A 16572-nucleotide genomic window follows, 5' to 3' on the forward strand; every position below is an offset into this window, starting at 1 on the left:
ACATGCCTGATATCGGCCGCATGCTGCTGCACGGTGGCGCGCTGTCGCTCCTGGCGTCGCTCTTCCTCCTGGCGTGCCTTCTCCTGAGGCCGCGACTCCTCCTCCAGGACTACCCCGACGCCATTCAGTCGGTGGTCCCCCCCAAGACCGATGACGAACGACGCATGACGCTCGTGGTCGGCATTCCGTTCCTGGTCCTGCTGTTGTTCTTCCCGGTGTGGTCCAGCTGGACGCTGCCGATGCACGACGGCCACGCGGCATCGTTCGGCGCGCTGTTCGTGAACACGTTCGTCGTCGCCTCGACCTTCAACGTCTTCGACTGGCTCGTCCTCGACTGGCTGCTCGTCTGCACCCTCACGCCTCGCTTCCTCGTGATTCCGGGAACGGAGGGGATGCGAGCCTACAAGGACTATGCCTTTCACTTCCGCGGCTTCGTCATCGGCACGGGCCTCTCGCTCGCCCTCGCGCTGGTGACCGCCACCATCGTGCGCATCGTCCGCCCATGACAAACGGCACGACGCACGCGACGAGAGGCGCGATGCCGGCGACGCACGTCGCCCCCAGCGTGCGCTGGTGGGAGGCTAACCCTCCGCTGCAGCCGTCAGAACTCGATCTGCGTCCCCAGTTCGACCACCCGGTTGGCCGGGATCCCGAAGTACTGCGTGGCCGACCTCGCGTTGCGCGCCATCACGGCGAAGAGCTTCTTGCGCCACCGGGACATGCCGACCCCGTTGGCGCAGATCAGCTCCTCGCGCCCGAGATAGTACGTGGTGTCCATGCGCTTGGTCTTGATCCCGGCCTCCTGCAGGCGGGCGCGAATGTCCTCGACGTTCGGCGTCTCCATGAAGCCGTAGGCGGCCTTCACCCGGTAGATCCCGTGCTGCATCGGTTCCACCGTGATGCGTTCGCTGGCGGGAACCTCGGGGACCTCGCGCGCCAGGATCGACAGGAGGATCACCTTCTCGTGCAGCACCTTGTTGTGCTTGAGGTGATGCAACAGGACGACGGGCGTCCCCTCCGACTCCGACGTCATGAAGATGGCCGTCCCCGGGACGCGTACCGGGCCGCCGTGCCCCAGGCTCTCCACGAACGACGCAATGGGAAGCGTGCGATCGAGGAGCTTGGTGCGCAGGAGCATGCGCCCGCGCTTCCACGTGGTCATCACGGTGAAGGTCACGACCGCGATGAGGAGCGGGACCCAGCCGCCATGCGGCACCTTGAGCAGGTTGGACGAGAAGAAGGCGAGGTCGATGGCGAGAAAGAACGCCACGAAGGCGCCGGCCTTGGCCGCCGACCACTCCCACTGCCCGCGGGCGACGGCAAAGAACAGGATGTTGGTGATCGCCATCGTCCCCGTGACGGCCACCCCGTACGCGGCGCCTAACGCGGTGGACGAGCGGAACGTCGCCACCAGCAGCAACGTGCCTACCGCCAGCAGGACGTTCACCTCGGGGATGTAGATCTGCCCCGCCTCCTGCTTGGAGGTGTGCACGATGGTCACGCGCGGCGTGTAGCCCAGCTGCACCGCCTGCTGCGTGAGCGAGAACGCCCCCGAGATCAACGCCTGCGACGCCACGATCGCAGCCAGCGTCGCCACGATCAGCAACGGGATGAGGAACCACTGCGGCGCGAGCATATAGAACGGGTTCTCCACCGCCTTCGGCTCTTTGATCAGGAGCGCGCCCTGCCCGAAGTAGTTGAGCAACAGCGACGGGAGCACGAGCCCGAACCAGGCCACGCGAATCGGCTTCCGGCCAAAGTGCCCCATGTCGGCGTACAGCGCCTCGCCACCGGTGACCACGAGGACGACCGCCCCGAGCACGACGAATGACCGCATCGGGTGGTTGATGAAGAACTCCAGCGCATGCATCGGATTGGCGGCACCCAGGATCTCAGGATGCTGCACGATCCCGCTCACTCCGATGGCGGCGATGCTGAAGAACCAGGCGAGCATGATCCAGCCGAACGCACCGCCCACGCGCGCCGTCCCCAGGTACTGCACCGCGAACAACGTGGCAATGATCACGAACGCCGCGGGGACGACGAACGACTCGAACCGCGGAGCGATGATCTCCAACCCCTCGACCGCACCAAGCACGGAGATGGCCGGAGTGATGATGCCGTCGCCATAGAGGAAGGCACCGCCAAACAGCCCCATCATGATGAGCGACGTGCGCCCCACGCGGAGCTTCCCGCTGTCGCTTAGCTGGAGCACCAGCGCCAGCAGCGCAAAGACGCCCCCCTCGCCCCGGTTGTCGGCACGCAGGATGAACCCCACGTACTTGACGCTGACGATGAGGATCAGCGACCAGACGATCATGGAGAGAATCCCGTACACGTTCACGAGGTTCGGTTGCAGCCCGTATTCGGGCTTGAACGTCTCCTTGATCGCGTACAGCGGGCTCGTGCCGATGTCACCATACACGACGCCGAGCGCCGTCAGGGTGAGGATGGCGAGCCGCTTGCCAGTGGGATTCGACTCGGCGTGGTGCCGGTGAAGCGGCACTGGAGACTCGCCGGTCATCGTCCCGGTTGTCATCAGCGACGCCGTGGCGGGTGAGCCGGAGGTCTCCTTACTGTCGCCCTCCGCGCTGGAAGCGGGGGCGGATTCTGCGCTCATCGTGGGTGCGTCGATCGCGGCCGGAGCCGGAGACACTGGGGATCGTTCCGTCTTCGCCGTCCGCTCGATAAGACGACGAAAAAACGGGTCACGGCAGTCACCGCGACCCGTCGTCCAATCTAGTGTCGGTCGTCCCAGATTCCAGCATAGCTCCCTGGGTCGTCCCGCGCCGTCACCGCACCATCACGAACGGTTCAGACCGCTGTCCCGCTCACGATCGTTTCGATTTCGCGCGCGGCCCGCTCCAGCACCTCCCGAACCTTCGCCGCCTTCTCCTTGTCGCGGAAGTAACGGTTGGCCGAGCCGTACACGGCACGGCCGACCCCGGCCATGGAACGGTTGATCTCCCCCATGGAGTCGGAGAGGAACGAGGCCCCGAACTCGGCGATCCGCTCGAAGATGTCGTCGACTGCGGAGCGGTTCTGCTCGAGGTACCGGCGCCCCTCGTCGGTGATTGTGTAGACCTTCTTCCCCCCCTCCTCCAGCGAGACGGTGGCGTAACCCAGGTCCTCGAGAAGGGAGAGAGTGGGGTACACCGTGCCGGCCGACGGGGCGTAATGCCCACCGAACTTCTCCTCGAGCTCCTTGATGACCTCGTAGCCGTGCCTCGGCTTCTCGGCCAGGAGCTGCAGGATGACGTACTTGAGGTCGCCCTGCTCGAACATGCGCCCGCCACGCCCCCCCCCACCGCCGCGCTTGCGCCCTCCTCCGTTTCCCCACACAAAGCCGTACACGTCAGGTCCGAAGCTCCACCGCCCCCTGAAGGAGCCCGGGGGATCGCAGTCCCAGAACATGTCGTCCTCCGATATATCGTGAGATGTATCGCAAGATATATCTTTGGCGACGATATATCGCAAGTCCCTTCTCGAACGGAGCCGCTCGCTATTCGTAGCGGAGCGCCAGGATCGGATCGAGCTTGGCGGCGCGGCGGGCGGGCCAGACGCCGAAAAGGATCCCGACCAGCGCCGAGAAGCCGAAGGCGAGCAGGATCGACGTCGACGAGATCTGCGTGTTCCACTGGAAGGCGGCGCTGAGCCAGGTGGCCACTCCTCCGCCCAGCAGGATCCCGATGCAACCGCCCATGAGGCAGAGCACGACCGCCTCGATCAGGAACTGGAAGAGGATGTTGAAGCGCGTCGCGCCTAACGCCTTGCGCACGCCGATCTCGCGCGTGCGTTCGGTGACCGAGACGAGCATGATGTTCATGATCCCGATTCCCCCCACCACCAGCGACACCGCGGCGATGCCGGCGAGCAGGTAGGTGAAGACCACCGTCGTCTCGGCGAACGTGGAGAGAAAGTCGGACTGGTTGCGGATCGCGAAGTCGTCGGGGCGCCCCTGCCGCAGCTTGTGCTCGCGACGGAGGATCTTCTGGATCTCGGCCATCGTCTCCGGGATCTGCTCCTCCGTCTTGGCGAGGACCGAGATTGACCGGATGCGGTCGCTCCCGATGACGCGAAAGCGCGCCGTGTTGAGCGGGACGAGGATCTGGTCGTCGGGGTTTGCCCACGGCTGCGACTGTCCCTTCGACTTGAGGACGCCGATGACGGTGAACTGGATCCCGCGAATGCGGATCGGTTCATCGAGGATGGCGTAGGGCGACTCGAGCCCCAGGTTCTTCACGACTTCGGGGCCGACGACTGCAACGCGCGCCTTGGCGTTGTCTTCCTGCGAGGAGAACATCCGGCCGGCCGACAGCTCGTACTTGCGCACGGTCAGGTAGTTGGCCGTGGTGCCGGTGATGGACGTGTTGGTGTTCTTGTTCATGTACTGCACCTGCATGTTGCGCGACATCTCGGGCTGCACGGCGCGGAACGTGGTCCCCCGTTCCTCGAGGGCCGCGGCGTCCTTCATCACGAGCTTGGCGCGGTCGGCGTCCGAACTGATCCCGCCCCGCCCGAACATCTGCCCGGGGGAGACGGTCAGCAGCGTGGTCCCCAGCGCCGAGATGCGGTCCTTCACGGCCTGCTGCGCCCCGGTGCCGAGCGCGATCATCGCGATGACCGAGCCGACGCCGATCACGATGCCGAGCATCGTGAGGAGCGAGCGCAGCTTGTTGGCGCGCAGCGCGCCTAACGCGACCCGGAAGATCTCGCCGAAGAGCATGGTGTCCTCGTGTTACTGGCGCGGCGGTGCGCCGCCACCCTGCGCCCCACCCTGCTGCCCCTGTTGTCCCTGCTGCTTCTGCATCCCCGGCATGCCGCCGCCGGTCATCTGGCGGAAGCGGGCGTTGCTCGAGTCACGCGCCACCTGGATGGCCGCCGCGCCAAGCAGCGCGACCTCGTCCCCATCCTTGAGGCCACTGAGGACCTCGGTGTAGTCGAAGTTGCCGAGCCCGAGGCGCACGACCTTGGCATCGAACGTGGCCCCGTTCTTCACGAAGACCACGCCGGGGCGGGAGCGCGTGCGCATGGGGAACTCGCCCCGCGGCTGCGGAACCGCGGCTCCCCCCTGGCTCCCCTGGGCGCGGCGTCCGCCAGCGGCATTTCCCTGTTGCTGCGCCATGGCCGCTCCCGCGGCGCCGGCACGTGTGCCACCGGCGGGCGTCGCCCCGCCGGCAGTGCGCCCGCCCGGCATCCCGCCAGGTGCACCACTTGCCCCCGACCGCGCCTGGCAGGCGCGCGCCACCTGCGCGTCCACGCCTAACGCGGCGTACGCCTTCTGCGACTCGGCGCGCAACGTCGCGAAGTCGATCTCGCCGCCCTGCAACTTCTGGCGCAACCCCGCCAGCTGCTGCGCCACCTCCGGCTTTGCCTTCATCGCGTCCGACACCCTCCGGCAATCGGCGTCGGTCACCTCGGGGAGCTGCGCGCGGGCGCCCTGCGGCCCCTGGAAGGGCGCGAGGTCCACCTCGCCCGGCATCATGCGCCGCATTTCGCGCGGCACCTGCATGCGCCCGCCGGGGGTGCCCTCGCCGCGCCCCGCTGCACCCATGCCGCCGAACTGCGCCATCTGCGCCTGGATCTGCGCGCTCACCGTGTCGGTGTTGAGCCCCAACTGGTTGGCGAGCATCGGCGCCTCGCGCACCGTGCGCACGGCGTCGTTGGGGACGGCCACCACGTTCTCGCGGCGATCGACCAGGACCGACGCCTCGCCGTTCATCCCCGGCTTCAGCAATCCTTCGTTGTTGGCCAGGTTGATCAGCACCGGGAACATCGTCACGCTCTGCTGCACCACCGCTTGCGGCTCGATCTTCTCCACCGTTCCGCGGAAGGGGCGCTCGGGATAGGCGTCGACCGTGACCGTGGCCTGCTGGCCGGGCTGCACGCTCCCGATGTCGGTCTCGTTGAAGAGCGCGCGCATGCGGACCTTGCTCAGGTCAGCCATCTTGAGCAGCGTCGTCCCGCCACCAAAGGCGCTGGTGGCCGAGGTGATCACCTGCCCCAGCGAGACCGTCTTCTCGATCACCGTCCCCTCGACCGGGGCGCGCACGGTGGCATCCTCGAGGCGCTGCTTGGCAAGATCCAGCGACGTGCGCGCACGAATCACCGAGGCCTGCGCGTTGGCGAAGTCCAGCCGGGCCGTCTCGTTCTCCTGCGCCGTAATGATGCGCTGCAGGAACAGGTCGTCCGAACGCTTCTTTTGCGCCTCGGAGACCTGCAGCTTCGCCTCGGCGGCGTTGAGGTCGGCGGCGGCCTGGTCGTACTGGTTCTGCACGTCGCGCGTGTCGAGTTGCACCAGGAGGTCGCCAGGGGCCACCTGCGAGCCGGTCTCCACCGGCATCTTGGTGATCTGCCCCGACGACTTCGACTTGACCTCGACGACGTTGATGGGCTCCACCGACCCTGAGGCGGTAGCGTCGAGGACGATGGTGCGGAGCGACACGGTCGCGGTCGGGATGGAGAGCTTCTGCTCCACCTTTTTCGCGCAGGCCGCGCCGCTCGCGGTGGCGACAGCGACTGCCAGCAGGGCAAGGGACGAACGTTTCACCAGAGTTCTCGCGTTGGGGGCGTCCACTTCAGGCGTTGGACGTGAGGAGGAGACGATTGTTAGGGGCGGCACGGCCACGGTCGCCGCCCCTCTCGCTTACTGGATGTCGCGGCCGAGGACGGCTTCGATCTGCGCCTTGGCCACCCGGGCGTCATAGCGCGCCTGGATCAGCGCGTAGCGCGCCGAGTTGAGCTGCGACTGCGACGTGAGGACGTCGAGCAGCGTGGACGAGCCCAGAGCATACCGCTGGTTCTGCACCCTGAGATCCTCCTCCGCCGCGGCAATCGAGGCGACCTGGATCGCCGCGCGCTCCTGCGCCAACCGATGTACGCCGAGATACTGCGTAAGCTGCTGCTGAATGGTCAACTGCGCGTCGCGAAGCTGCGCCCGGGCATTGTCCTCGGAGATGCGGGCGCGCACGACGTTCTCCTCGCGCTGCAACCCGTTGAAGAGCGGGTAGCTCAGCGTGAGCCTCAGCGACCGTTGCGAATTGAAGTCGCCGCTGTTGGGGGCAAAGGCGACGTCGCTGCGATTGGCGCTATAAGTCCCGCCAATGCTGAAGATGGGGAGGTACGACGTCCGCGCCGAGCGCTCGGTGGCGATGGCGGCGTTCACCTGGGCGCGCGCCGACTGCACGCTGGGTGCGGTCTCGGCCAGCGGCGCCAGTGTCGCGCTGTCAATCGGCGAGGACGGGACGGAGAGGAGCGATTCGTCTTCGGCGGTGACCTGGAAGGGGGTGCCGACCAACCGGGTGAGGTTGGCGTTGGCCACGCGCAGGTTGTTGTCGGCGGTGAGCACGGCGAGGCGCGCGTTGCCCACCTGGATGATCGAGCGGAGCGAGTCCGACACCGTGGCGGCGCCGGCGCGCACGCGGGCGGTGGCGGACTTGAGCTGTTCGTCGCTCTGTCGCAGCTGCGCTTCGGCGGCGGCGCGCGACTCGCGGGCGGCGAGGACGTTGAAGTACTGCTGCTTGACTTCGGTGGCGACCTGGAAGCGCTGCAGGCGCTCGTTTGCCTCGGCGGTGAGCTGGCTGGCGCGGGCGCTCTGGACGTTGAACCAGCGGCGGCCGCCGTCGAACACTTCGAGGTTTGAGGTGAGCGAGCGGCTGAAGTTCCACGGCGTGTCGATGCGCCCGCTGCCGCCCGTTGGGACGAAGGTGGTGCCTTTCTGGTAGTTCCCGCCGAGCGAGACGTTGAGCGTGGGGATGAACGTTCCCATGGCGGTGCGCACGGCGGCGTCGGTCGATCGCATCTGGCCGCGCGCGGCCACCACCTGCGGGGCATTGCGCTGGGCCAGCTTGATGGCCTCTTCCAATGAAACAGGTCGGGCGCCGCCATCGGCGACGCCCTGGGCACCAAGACTCAGCGGAGTCAGGAGTGCAACTGCAAGGAGCCTGCGTAGCATCAATCGTCTCGCTTTGTGCTCGTAGAGTCGTTGAGCTCGTCGATGAGCGCCTGGAACTCCCGACGTTGTTCCTCGGTGAGGATGCGTCGGATCTGTTCGCGGGAGTTGAGCTTGAGCGCCTCGACCTGCGGGCGCAGCGGCTCGGTGAGCGCCTGGTACTGGCGGCGTCGGTCGTCGAGGATGGAGTCGACCGTGTGCTGCTGGTCAACCGTCAGGTGCAACCGCTGGGAGAGCGTGGCGAGCAGGTTGGACGACTGCGGCGTCGCGCAGACCTGGTCGCGGTTCATGTACCGGTTGGCCGTGAAGCCCAGGACGCCCCCCGTGAGGAAGGCGCCGAGGAGGAACATCAGGGCGAGGTTCTTCGAGTCCTTCATGCGGACGCGGGATCAGTCGTGCTGGATGAGGTGGCGGAGCGTTTCCTCGCGCTCGCGCCCGCGCTCGCCGCGGTCGAATTCGGACAGGAGCGGGATCTCCGTCTGCGCGTTCATGATCTGCTCCAGCGCCACGCGTTCCTGCGCGGCGCGCGTATGCCACTGCCCCACGGCGGCGACCAGCGCGGCGGCCGCGGCCACCGACACGCCGATGCGGACCCATCCCGGAAAGTAGGACCACCACTCGCGCGCGCGCTCGGCGGCCACCGTCTGCATGATGCGGCGCTCGAGCGTGTTCCAGTAGGAATCGTCGCCCGGCGCTGCGTAGAGTTGGCGCAGCGCGGCGGTGAGATCCTCGTCGCGTGGTTCCCGGTCCATCGAGTCGCGGTCATCACCGCGTACGATCTTCATAGCTGACTCCGTATTTCGCCCAGCGCCTGGCGCAACCTGGCGCGGGCATGATGAAGGTCGGAGCGGGCGGTCCCCTCGGGGATTCCCAGCATCCGGCCGATCTCTGCGTGCTTGTACCCCTCGACGTCGTGCAGGACGATCACGCTCCGTTGCCGGTCGCCTAACGTCTCGAGGGCAACGGAGAGGCGGCGCTTGAGTTCGTCCGATTCGGCCGGATCGCGGAAGGGCGATGCGATCGTATCGGCGAGTGTGTCGGCATCGCGCACCTTGCGACGGCGCGTGATGTCGAGTGCTGCGTTGGCCACGATGCGATGCAACCAGGCGCCGAAGGCCTGGTCGGGAAGGAATCGGTGCAGCGCCCGGTAGGCGTGCAGGAAACCCTCCTGAACCGCGTCTTCGGCGTCCTCATGGGTGAGGACGATCGAGCGGGCGACTGCGTACGCACGCCGCTGGTGCAGCCGCACGAGCGAGGCAAACGCCTCGTTCTCGCCCCGCTGGGCGGCCACGACGAGCAGGTGCTCCCGCTCGCGATCAGTCTGCTCGGCCTCGGACATGATCCGGCGCGGCGGGCTGGCGATCGGGGCGAGCGAAGTCGGGATGAACGCGGTCGTCACGGTGTCTCAGCGTAGCGTGGTCTCCCCTAGAACGCGTCGTGTCGATGCAGTGTTGAACTCCTCGTTCGGCTCAGTGCCCCTCGGCCGACGGCGTACTTCCCGCCAATCCGAGGTCGGCCGCCCTGGCCTGCATGGCGCCGATCACGAACTGGATGTGCGGCTCGAGTTGGACGCCCAGTTCGGCCGCGCCGTTAACCACATCCTCGCGACTCACACCCCGGGCAAAGGCCTTGTCCTTCATCTTCTTGAGAACCGAGCGCGCGTCGACGTCGTGCACGCTCCTGCTCGGCTTGACCAGCGCCGTGGCCGTGATCAACCCGGTGAGTTCATCGACGGCGAAAAGTGTTCTGGCCATGCGCGTCTCGCGCGAGACGCCGGTGTACTGCGCATGACCAAGGATCGCCTGCAGCACGTCGTCCGGGTATCCCCGTTCGCGCAGCAACCGGACCCCTTCGGCGGGGTGTTCGGCGTCGGCGGCGTGGCCGGCGTTGGGCCACTTCTCGTAGTCGAAGTCGTGCATCAGGCCGGCCAGCCCCCAGCGCTCCACATCCTCGCCGAACTCCGTCGCGTACGCCCGCATGGCGGCCTCCACCGAGTACATGTGCTTGCGGAGCGACTCGCTCCGGGTGAAGTCGTGCATCAGGGCCAGGGCTTCGTCGCGCGTGGGGAGCGTCATCGGGCGATGCGGGTTAGGGCGGGGGAGGGAAGGGACAGGTCCGGGCTGGCGCACGCGGCGCGGCGTGCCGCGAGGGCTCGGGAATTCTACTGGCCCTCCCACGAATGGTCGACCGCACCCTGTCGTCGCGAGGCGGCTGCGCGCGGGCCTGCTGGCGGGGAGCGGTGAGAGTTCGCGAGATGGTGTCTAGTGCGCCGGGGGACCACCGGCGCCGCGCGCGCGACCGGTGCGCCAGATGAGGAGGAGTGGGAGAGCGCTGACGAGAAGGATGCCGTTGAGGAGGTAGATCCTGGCGAAGCCGATCACGCTGGCCTGCACGCCGATCTGGCGCGAGAGGATCGCCACCGCCTGCGCCTTGGCCTCGATCGCCGTGGCGCCGTGCGACATGGCGCCGCGGGTGAGCATCTCCAGGCGGTGCAGCGTCTCGGGATCGGTGGCGCCGACGTGCTCGGTGAGGATGGCGCGCTGCGCGGTGGTCCAGCGCCCCAGCAGCGTCGCCATGGTGGCGATGCCTAACGATCCGCCGAGCTGGCGCATGAGGTTGAACATCCCCGTCCCCTGCGCGAGGTCGCGCGGGTGCAGGTCGGCCATCGACGCGTTGGTGAGCGGGACGAAGATCAGGCCGAGCGCGAAGCCGCGCAGGATGAGGGGCCAGAAGATGTCGTTGGAGCCGCTATCGATCGTGAGGCGCGACATGAGCCACATCGACCAGAGGAAGCCAAAGGCGCCGATGGTGATCGTGTAGCGCGCATCGATCTTCCCGCGCATGCGGCTCATCGTCGCCATCACGAAGGCGGAGGTGAGCGCGCTGGGCAGGAGGAGGAAGCCGGTTTGCGAGGCGGAGAGCCCGTGCAGCTGCTGGAGGAAGATCGGGAGGACGAAGATCCCGCCATAAAGCGAGAGCCCGAGCATCGACGCGAAGGCCACGCCGGCCGACAGCTGCCGGCTCTTGAGGACGCGGAAGTTGATGATCGGCTCGTCGATCGTCAGTTCGCGCCAGATGAGGAGTGCGCCGGAGATGAGCGACGTCACCCCCAGCGTGGTGATGAAGCGCGACTCGAACCAGTCGTAGCGCTCGCCGCGCTCGAGCATCCACTGCAACGATCCGATGCATACGGCGAGGAGGAAGATCCCCGTTCCGTCGATCGTCGACGCGCGTTCCTGGTGCTCGGAGTCCTTCACGTACGTCCACACCATCGCCGCGGCGATGAGGCCGAGCGGGATGTTGATGTAGAAGATCCAGGGCCAGTTGTAGTTGTCGGTGATCCACCCGCCCAGGGTGGGGCCAATGGTGGGGCCGACCATGACGCCGATGCCGAACATGGCCTGTCCCACGGCAACTTCGTGCGGCGGGAAGGCCTCGAAGAGCGTGGACTGTGCGGTGGAGAGGAGGGCGCCGCCGCCGATCCCCTGGATCACGCGCCACGCCACGAGCATCCCTAACGACGTGGAGGCGCCGCAGAAGAACGACGAGACCACGAAGAGGAGAATCGAACCCGTGAGGTAGCGCGTGCGCCCGAAGTAGCCGGAGAGCCATCCCGACATGGGGATGATGATCACGTTGGCCACGATGTAGCCAACCGAGACCCAGGTGATCTCGTCGACGGTGGCGCCGAGGTTCCCCATCATGTGGGGGATGGCGACGTTGACGATCGAGGTGTCGATGAGCTCGAGCACCGCGGCGAGGGTGACGGCGATGGCGATCTTGTACTTGTGGCGGTACTTGTCCTGGCCGAGGGCCTCGTACTCCGCCGTGGTGAGGCGAGGCGCGCGGGAGGGGAGGGCGCTCGTCGCCATGCGCCTAACGCGTGGCGACGTGGATGGTGACCGACATTCCCGGGCGCAGCGGGCGGTCGGGACCGCACCCCTTGGTGATCGCGACGCGCACGGGGACGCGCTGCACCACCTTGGTGAAGTTCCCCGTCGCGTTGTCGGGTGGGATGAGCGCGAACTTGGCTCCCGTCGCCGCGCTGAGCGACTCGACCGTCCCCTGGGCGGTGCAGCCGTCGTAGGCGTCGACCTCGAACTCGGCTCCCTGCCCCACGCGCAGCGTGGCGAGCTGCGTCTCCTTGAAGTTGGCGGAGACCCAGGTGTCCTTCTCGTCCACGAGCGTGAGCACCGGCTGCCCCGGCTGCACGAGCTGGCCCGACTCGACCTGCTTGCGTGAGACGTAGCCGGCGCTGGGGGCGATGATGCGCGTGTAGGTCAGCTGCAATGCGGCGTTGTCGCGCACCGCCTGCGCGGAGGCGAGCCGGGCGCGCGCGAGCCGCGTCCCCACCTCGGCGTTCTCCACGCCGGCCGAGGCTCCCGCCAGCTGCTTCTCGGTGGCGTCCACGTTGGCGCTCGCCGCCTTGACCGCAAGCTCCGCCGCGTCGAGCTGCTGGCGGGAGACGATCTGCTTGGCGACCAGTTCCTGCAGGCGCCCCAGGTCGGCCTGCGCCTTCTGCAGCGAGGCGCGCGCCGAGACCACCTGCGCCTCGAGCGCTGCGCGCTGGTTGGTCGCGCTGCGTACCACCGTTTGCGACTGGCCGGCGATCCCCTTGCCGCCGGCCACGGCGCGCGCGGCCTCGAGATCGGCATCGGCCTGCGCGAGGCGCACGCGGAACTCGCTGTCGTCCAGCACGACCAGCGTGTCGCCCCCCTTCACGCGTTCATTGTCGCGCACCCGCACCTCCGCGACGAAGCCGCCCACGCGCGAGACCACGGGGATGATGTGCCCGTCGACCTGGGCGTTGTCGGTTGAAGCGTGCGAGCGACCAAAGGTCCAGGCGCGAATGCCCGAGACGATGCCGATGACGGCGGCGATGGCGACGATTCCGAGGACGATGCGCTGGCGAGTCATTCCGGCGTTAGGCGCGGGAGGGGTGGCGGTGGACATGTCGGTCGGGAGAACAGGGTCGGCAGAGGGAGTCGACGCACGGATGGATGCAGCGGGCCACTCAGCGAAGGGATCGGGCGTCGCCTTCCGCGCGGGCCAGCGAGACGCGGGCGAGGTGCCAGGCGGTGAGGGCGTCGATGACGAGGGTGCGCGCGCCATTCAGCGAGAGCGAGGCCGTGACCACGTCCGCGTTGCCGGCGACGCCGGCGCGGAATCGGTCGCGCGCCTGCGCCAGTTCCTGCTCGGCGAGCGCCACACGGTCGTTGGCGGCATCGAGCTGGTCGCGCGCGGCGGCGAGGTCCTCGCGAGCGCCGCGCACGTCGAGCGCGACCTGGCGTGCGAGGTCGAGCCGCCGGACCTCGAGTTCCTGGCGCATCGCCGCCTGCTCCTCCAGCCGTCCCTGCGTGCGGAAGCCGCTGAAGATCGGCACCGACAGCTGCACGCCCCAGTTGTAGGTGCTGAGGAAGGGCGTGCCGTTGCCGGCCGTCGGGCCGCGATCTCCAAAGGCCGAGAGCGTCGGGAGCGATTCACGCCGGATCGTGCGCTCGCGTTCCGACGCCACCGTGAGCTGCGCATCGAGGGCGCGGATGTCGGGGCGGCGGGCGACGGCACGCTCGATGCGCGATGCGTCGGCGAAGCCGTCGGTCGTGAGGGCGAGACCGGCCAGCGAGTCGCTGGCGGAGATCGTTTCGCCAGGCGCAAGGGAGAGGACGCGGGCGAGGTCGAGCGTGGCGCGTTCGCGTTCGAGGCGGGCGGCCACCTGCTGCGCGCGCACCTGCGACAGCTGCGAGCGTGCGCGCGTGACGTCGAGGGCGACGCCCACCCCCGCGGAGAGCTGGTCCTGGGCGATCGAGAGGAGTTCGGCGGCCAGCGTCGAGTCGGCGCGACGGGCGGCGACCTGCGCGTCCGCGCGCAGGAGGCGAATGTACCCGGTGGCGGCAATGCCAGCTGCCTGCTCGGCGGCCACGTCGAACTCGGTGCCAGTCGCGGAGGCCGCCGTGCGTGCGTCCTTCACGCGGGAGCGTGCGCCGGGGTCGAAGATCGACTGGGTGATGCGGGCGCGGATGTCGGTCGTGATGACGGGACCCAGCACCTCGCCGTCGGGGTCGAAGAACGAGGCGCCGTCGGCTCCCTTGAAGGCGAAGCCTAACGTGGCGGTGTTGAAGGTGCGCCCGGCCTCGACCGCCGAAGCAGAGATGGTCGGGTAGAGGTCGGCGCGGCGCTGGCGTATGCGCGCGTTGGCCTGCGCGAGGCGTGCGCGCGCGACATCGAGGCCGGCGTTCCGCTCCGCCGCCAGCCGCACGACGTCGCCGAGCGAGAGGTGACGAGCGCTGGCGGGAGTGGCCTGGGCGCGTGCCGTCGCGGCGAGTGCGAACGAGGCGAGTGCGCCGTGCGCGACGAGTACAACGCGGACGCGTTGGGCGAAGCGAGTGGCGCGGGCGGAACGAGCTACGCTCGCGGCGCGAACGGACAGGGACGGATGCAAGGCGGACATCAGGAGGGGCGATGACAGCGTGGGGACAACGTCGGGCGCGGACGTGGTGCGCGATGGGGGCGGAGGGCGCTTGGGAGTGGGGAGCGCGTCACCTTGGCGCCGGGGCGAGCGGTGCGGGGCGTAGGGAGCGCAACACGAACTCGATCACGCCGTCGCGGACGGCGTCGGCGTCGTCGCTCATGCTCGAGTCGTAGAGCGTGCGCCGGGAGTACCAGAGGGCGTGCGTGAGGAGCATGGAGGCGACGAGTCGGGCGGTGACGAGCGGATCGGCGGCGGCGAACTCGCGTCGGGCGACGCCGCGGGCGATGATCGTTGCCGTCAGGCGCAACGACCGTTCGACGACCTCATTCCCGTAGAAGCGCATGAGGTCGGGGAAGTGGTGGAGTTCGGCGTGCACGAGGCGGTACATCGCGAGGTACGTGGGGGCGCGCAGGTGGTCCCACTGGCGCGACATGTAGCGTCGGAGTTCTTCGTCGGCGGTGAGGGTGTCGGTTGAGCGGCGCTCGGCGTCCTGCTCGGCGGCCTCGATGACGGAGATGACGTTCGCCTCGACGACGGCGCGGAAGAGTTCTTCCTTGCTGGCGAAGTAGAGGTAGATGGTTCCCTTGGAGACGCCGGCGCGGCGGGCGATTTCCTCGAGTCGCGCGCCCTCGAGGCCCTGGTCGGAGAAGACCTGGAAGGCGGCGTCGATGATCTGTCGTGGGCGTTCCTCGGGGAGGCGGCGCCAGCGTGGGGTGTGGGGCTCGTGGAGGATGTGTGTGGAGCCTTCGATCGTGTCGTCGTCCGTGGGCGCGTCGGGGGGGAACTCGGCGGGGGTCACGGGGGAGGGGGAGGGGGGAGGGGGCGGGAGCGGGAGCGGGAGCCGAGTGCGGGAGCGGGAGCCGAGTGCGGGGGCCGAGTGCGGGAGCCGAGTGCGGGAGCCGAGTGCGGGAGCGGACTAGCGGGAGCGATGGCGGGAGTGCGTGAGGCACTTAGTGACTGGACGGTAAGTTACTAGGGCTTCTCACCACAACCGCCCTCCCGCCAAGATCCCACATAGACGTCTCGCCCCAACACCCTTCCCCCAACACCCCTCCCCCAACGCCCCTCACCCCAACACCCCCCAACGCCCTCCCCAACCCTCCAACACCCCGCCAACACCCGCCAACCCCCCGCCAACACCCCGCCAACCCCTCGCCAACACCCTCCCCCAACTCCCCCCCCGCAACTCCCTCCCCCAAACGCCCCCCCAACACCCCTCCCCCATTCCCGCTCCCCCACCGCTCCCCAATCTCCCTCATCACCCACCCCCCAAAACGACGAGCGGCCGCCCCATCACCCGGGAGCGGCCACTCAACCACTTCAGTTCGTACGACCCTCAGCGCATCAGCGTCCTGGCGGATCAGCGCATCAGCCACCCAGCGCGCCGGCGCATCAGCAGCTCAGCGCCACCAGCCGCCGCACCATCGCCGCCGCACGATAGTCGCCGCCCTCCGAAGCTTTAGCGCGTGGGGGCTAGTGCGCCTGCGTCGCCTCGGCCTTGCCGCCCTCGTGGCCGGCGTACTTGGCGTTCGTGAACATCACGAGACCCAACACCAGGACGCAGAGGGCGACAGTAGTAACGATGAGGCCGGCGAATGCGGCTCCCTTGTCGCTCGTGTGCTCGTGGGACATGGCGGAAATCTGAGGGAGAGGAGTAGGAGTGAGTTAGTCGACGCGTGCCGAGATCATCTCATCATTCTGCTTGATGCTCGGCAGGATGTCGAGACCAGCCGTGATCTTGCCGAAGACGGTGTGCACGCCATTGAGATGGACGCAGTTGTCCGGGTTGAGCACGATGAAGAACTGCGAGCCGCCGGTGTCCTTCCCGGCATGCGCCATCGAGAGGGCGCCCAACTCGTGCTTGTGCGGGTTGCCGGCCGTCTCGCACTTGATGCGCCAGCCAGGTCCTCCGGTGCCGACGGGCCCCTTGGCGTGCTCCCCGCCCTTGGAATAGGGGTCGCCGCCCTGGACCACGAACTCGGGAATGACGCGATGGAACCGGCTCCCGTCGTAGAAGCCGCTGTTGGCCAGCTTCTCGAAGTTGGCGACGGTGGCGGGGGCTTCCTTCTCGTAGAGCTCGAGGGTCAAGGTCCCCTTCGAGGTGACGATGGTTGCAGTCTTCATGGATAGATGAATGGAAGACGAGATGTCG

At 68.1% G+C, this 16572-nt stretch carries 16 protein-coding genes; 1 reads left to right on the plus strand and 15 read right to left on the minus strand.

What is annotated here, in order from left to right:
* Nucleotides 1-2: 2 nt before the first annotated feature.
* Nucleotides 3-506, plus strand: a complete 504-nt coding sequence (locus tag IT359_02510) for a hypothetical protein (GenBank protein MCC6927841.1) — start codon at nucleotides 3-5, stop codon at nucleotides 504-506.
* A gap of 95 nt (nucleotides 507-601) precedes the next feature.
* Here IT359_02510 and IT359_02515 read toward each other — a convergent pair whose 3' ends face one another.
* From IT359_02515 to IT359_02585, 15 genes are all read right to left on the minus strand, one after another.
* Entirely contained in the window at nucleotides 602-2524 is a 1923-nt protein-coding gene (locus IT359_02515; protein ID MCC6927842.1) for a potassium transporter Kup, read from the minus strand.
* 290 nt (nucleotides 2525-2814) lie between these two features.
* Nucleotides 2815-3414 (minus strand): PadR family transcriptional regulator, encoded by a 600-nt coding sequence (locus IT359_02520; GenBank protein MCC6927843.1) that lies wholly within the window; start codon nucleotides 3412-3414, stop codon nucleotides 2815-2817.
* An 88-nt stretch (nucleotides 3415-3502) separates the two neighbouring features.
* Nucleotides 3503-4726 (minus strand): ABC transporter permease, encoded by a 1224-nt coding sequence (locus IT359_02525; GenBank protein MCC6927844.1) that lies wholly within the window; start codon nucleotides 4724-4726, stop codon nucleotides 3503-3505.
* Nucleotides 4727-4738: 12 nt separating this feature from the next.
* A complete protein-coding gene (locus tag IT359_02530) occupies nucleotides 4739-6550 on the minus strand; it encodes an efflux RND transporter periplasmic adaptor subunit (GenBank protein ID MCC6927845.1) in 1812 nt (603 codons plus the stop codon).
* 96 nt (nucleotides 6551-6646) lie between these two features.
* Complete coding sequence (locus IT359_02535) at nucleotides 6647-7864, minus strand: TolC family protein (GenBank protein ID MCC6927846.1); 1218 nt, start codon at nucleotides 7862-7864, stop codon at nucleotides 6647-6649.
* 89 nt (nucleotides 7865-7953) lie between these two features.
* Nucleotides 7954-8328 carry a hypothetical protein gene (locus tag IT359_02540; protein ID MCC6927847.1) on the minus strand — a complete coding sequence of 125 codons (375 nt, stop codon included), beginning with the start codon at nucleotides 8326-8328 and terminating at the stop codon, nucleotides 7954-7956.
* A gap of 12 nt (nucleotides 8329-8340) precedes the next feature.
* Nucleotides 8341-8736 carry a hypothetical protein gene (locus IT359_02545; protein ID MCC6927848.1) on the minus strand — a complete coding sequence of 132 codons (396 nt, stop codon included), beginning with the start codon at nucleotides 8734-8736 and terminating at the stop codon, nucleotides 8341-8343.
* On the minus strand, nucleotides 8733-9350 hold the full coding sequence (locus IT359_02550; GenBank protein MCC6927849.1) for a sigma-70 family RNA polymerase sigma factor: 618 nt from the start codon (nucleotides 9348-9350) through the stop codon (nucleotides 8733-8735). The genes IT359_02545 and IT359_02550 overlap by 4 nt, the downstream gene beginning before the upstream one ends.
* A 70-nt stretch (nucleotides 9351-9420) precedes the next feature.
* Nucleotides 9421-10026, minus strand: coding sequence for an HDIG domain-containing protein (locus IT359_02555; GenBank protein ID MCC6927850.1), 606 nt, complete (start codon nucleotides 10024-10026; stop codon nucleotides 9421-9423).
* Between the two features lie 186 nt (nucleotides 10027-10212).
* Nucleotides 10213-11823, minus strand: a complete 1611-nt coding sequence (locus IT359_02560) for a DHA2 family efflux MFS transporter permease subunit (protein MCC6927851.1) — start codon at nucleotides 11821-11823, stop codon at nucleotides 10213-10215.
* A 4-nt stretch (nucleotides 11824-11827) separates the two neighbouring features.
* Nucleotides 11828-12904, minus strand: a complete 1077-nt coding sequence (locus tag IT359_02565) for an HlyD family secretion protein (protein ID MCC6927852.1) — start codon at nucleotides 12902-12904, stop codon at nucleotides 11828-11830.
* Nucleotides 12905-12965: 61 nt separating this feature from the next.
* The gene (locus IT359_02570; protein ID MCC6927853.1) at nucleotides 12966-14399 is read right to left on the minus strand and encodes a TolC family protein; all 1434 of its coding nucleotides are present in this window, start codon (nucleotides 14397-14399) and stop codon (nucleotides 12966-12968) included.
* Between the two features lie 88 nt (nucleotides 14400-14487).
* Nucleotides 14488-15219 (minus strand): TetR/AcrR family transcriptional regulator, encoded by a 732-nt coding sequence (locus IT359_02575; protein ID MCC6927854.1) that lies wholly within the window; start codon nucleotides 15217-15219, stop codon nucleotides 14488-14490.
* A gap of 674 nt (nucleotides 15220-15893) precedes the next feature.
* A complete protein-coding gene (locus tag IT359_02580) occupies nucleotides 15894-16052 on the minus strand; it encodes a hypothetical protein (protein ID MCC6927855.1) in 159 nt (52 codons plus the stop codon).
* A 33-nt stretch (nucleotides 16053-16085) separates the two neighbouring features.
* Complete coding sequence (locus IT359_02585) at nucleotides 16086-16544, minus strand: peptidylprolyl isomerase (protein ID MCC6927856.1); 459 nt, start codon at nucleotides 16542-16544, stop codon at nucleotides 16086-16088.
* Nucleotides 16545-16572 lie beyond the last annotated feature (28 nt).

Source organism: Gemmatimonadaceae bacterium (assembly GCA_020852815.1).
In the GTDB taxonomy this organism is placed as follows: domain Bacteria; phylum Gemmatimonadota; class Gemmatimonadetes; order Gemmatimonadales; family Gemmatimonadaceae; genus SCN-70-22.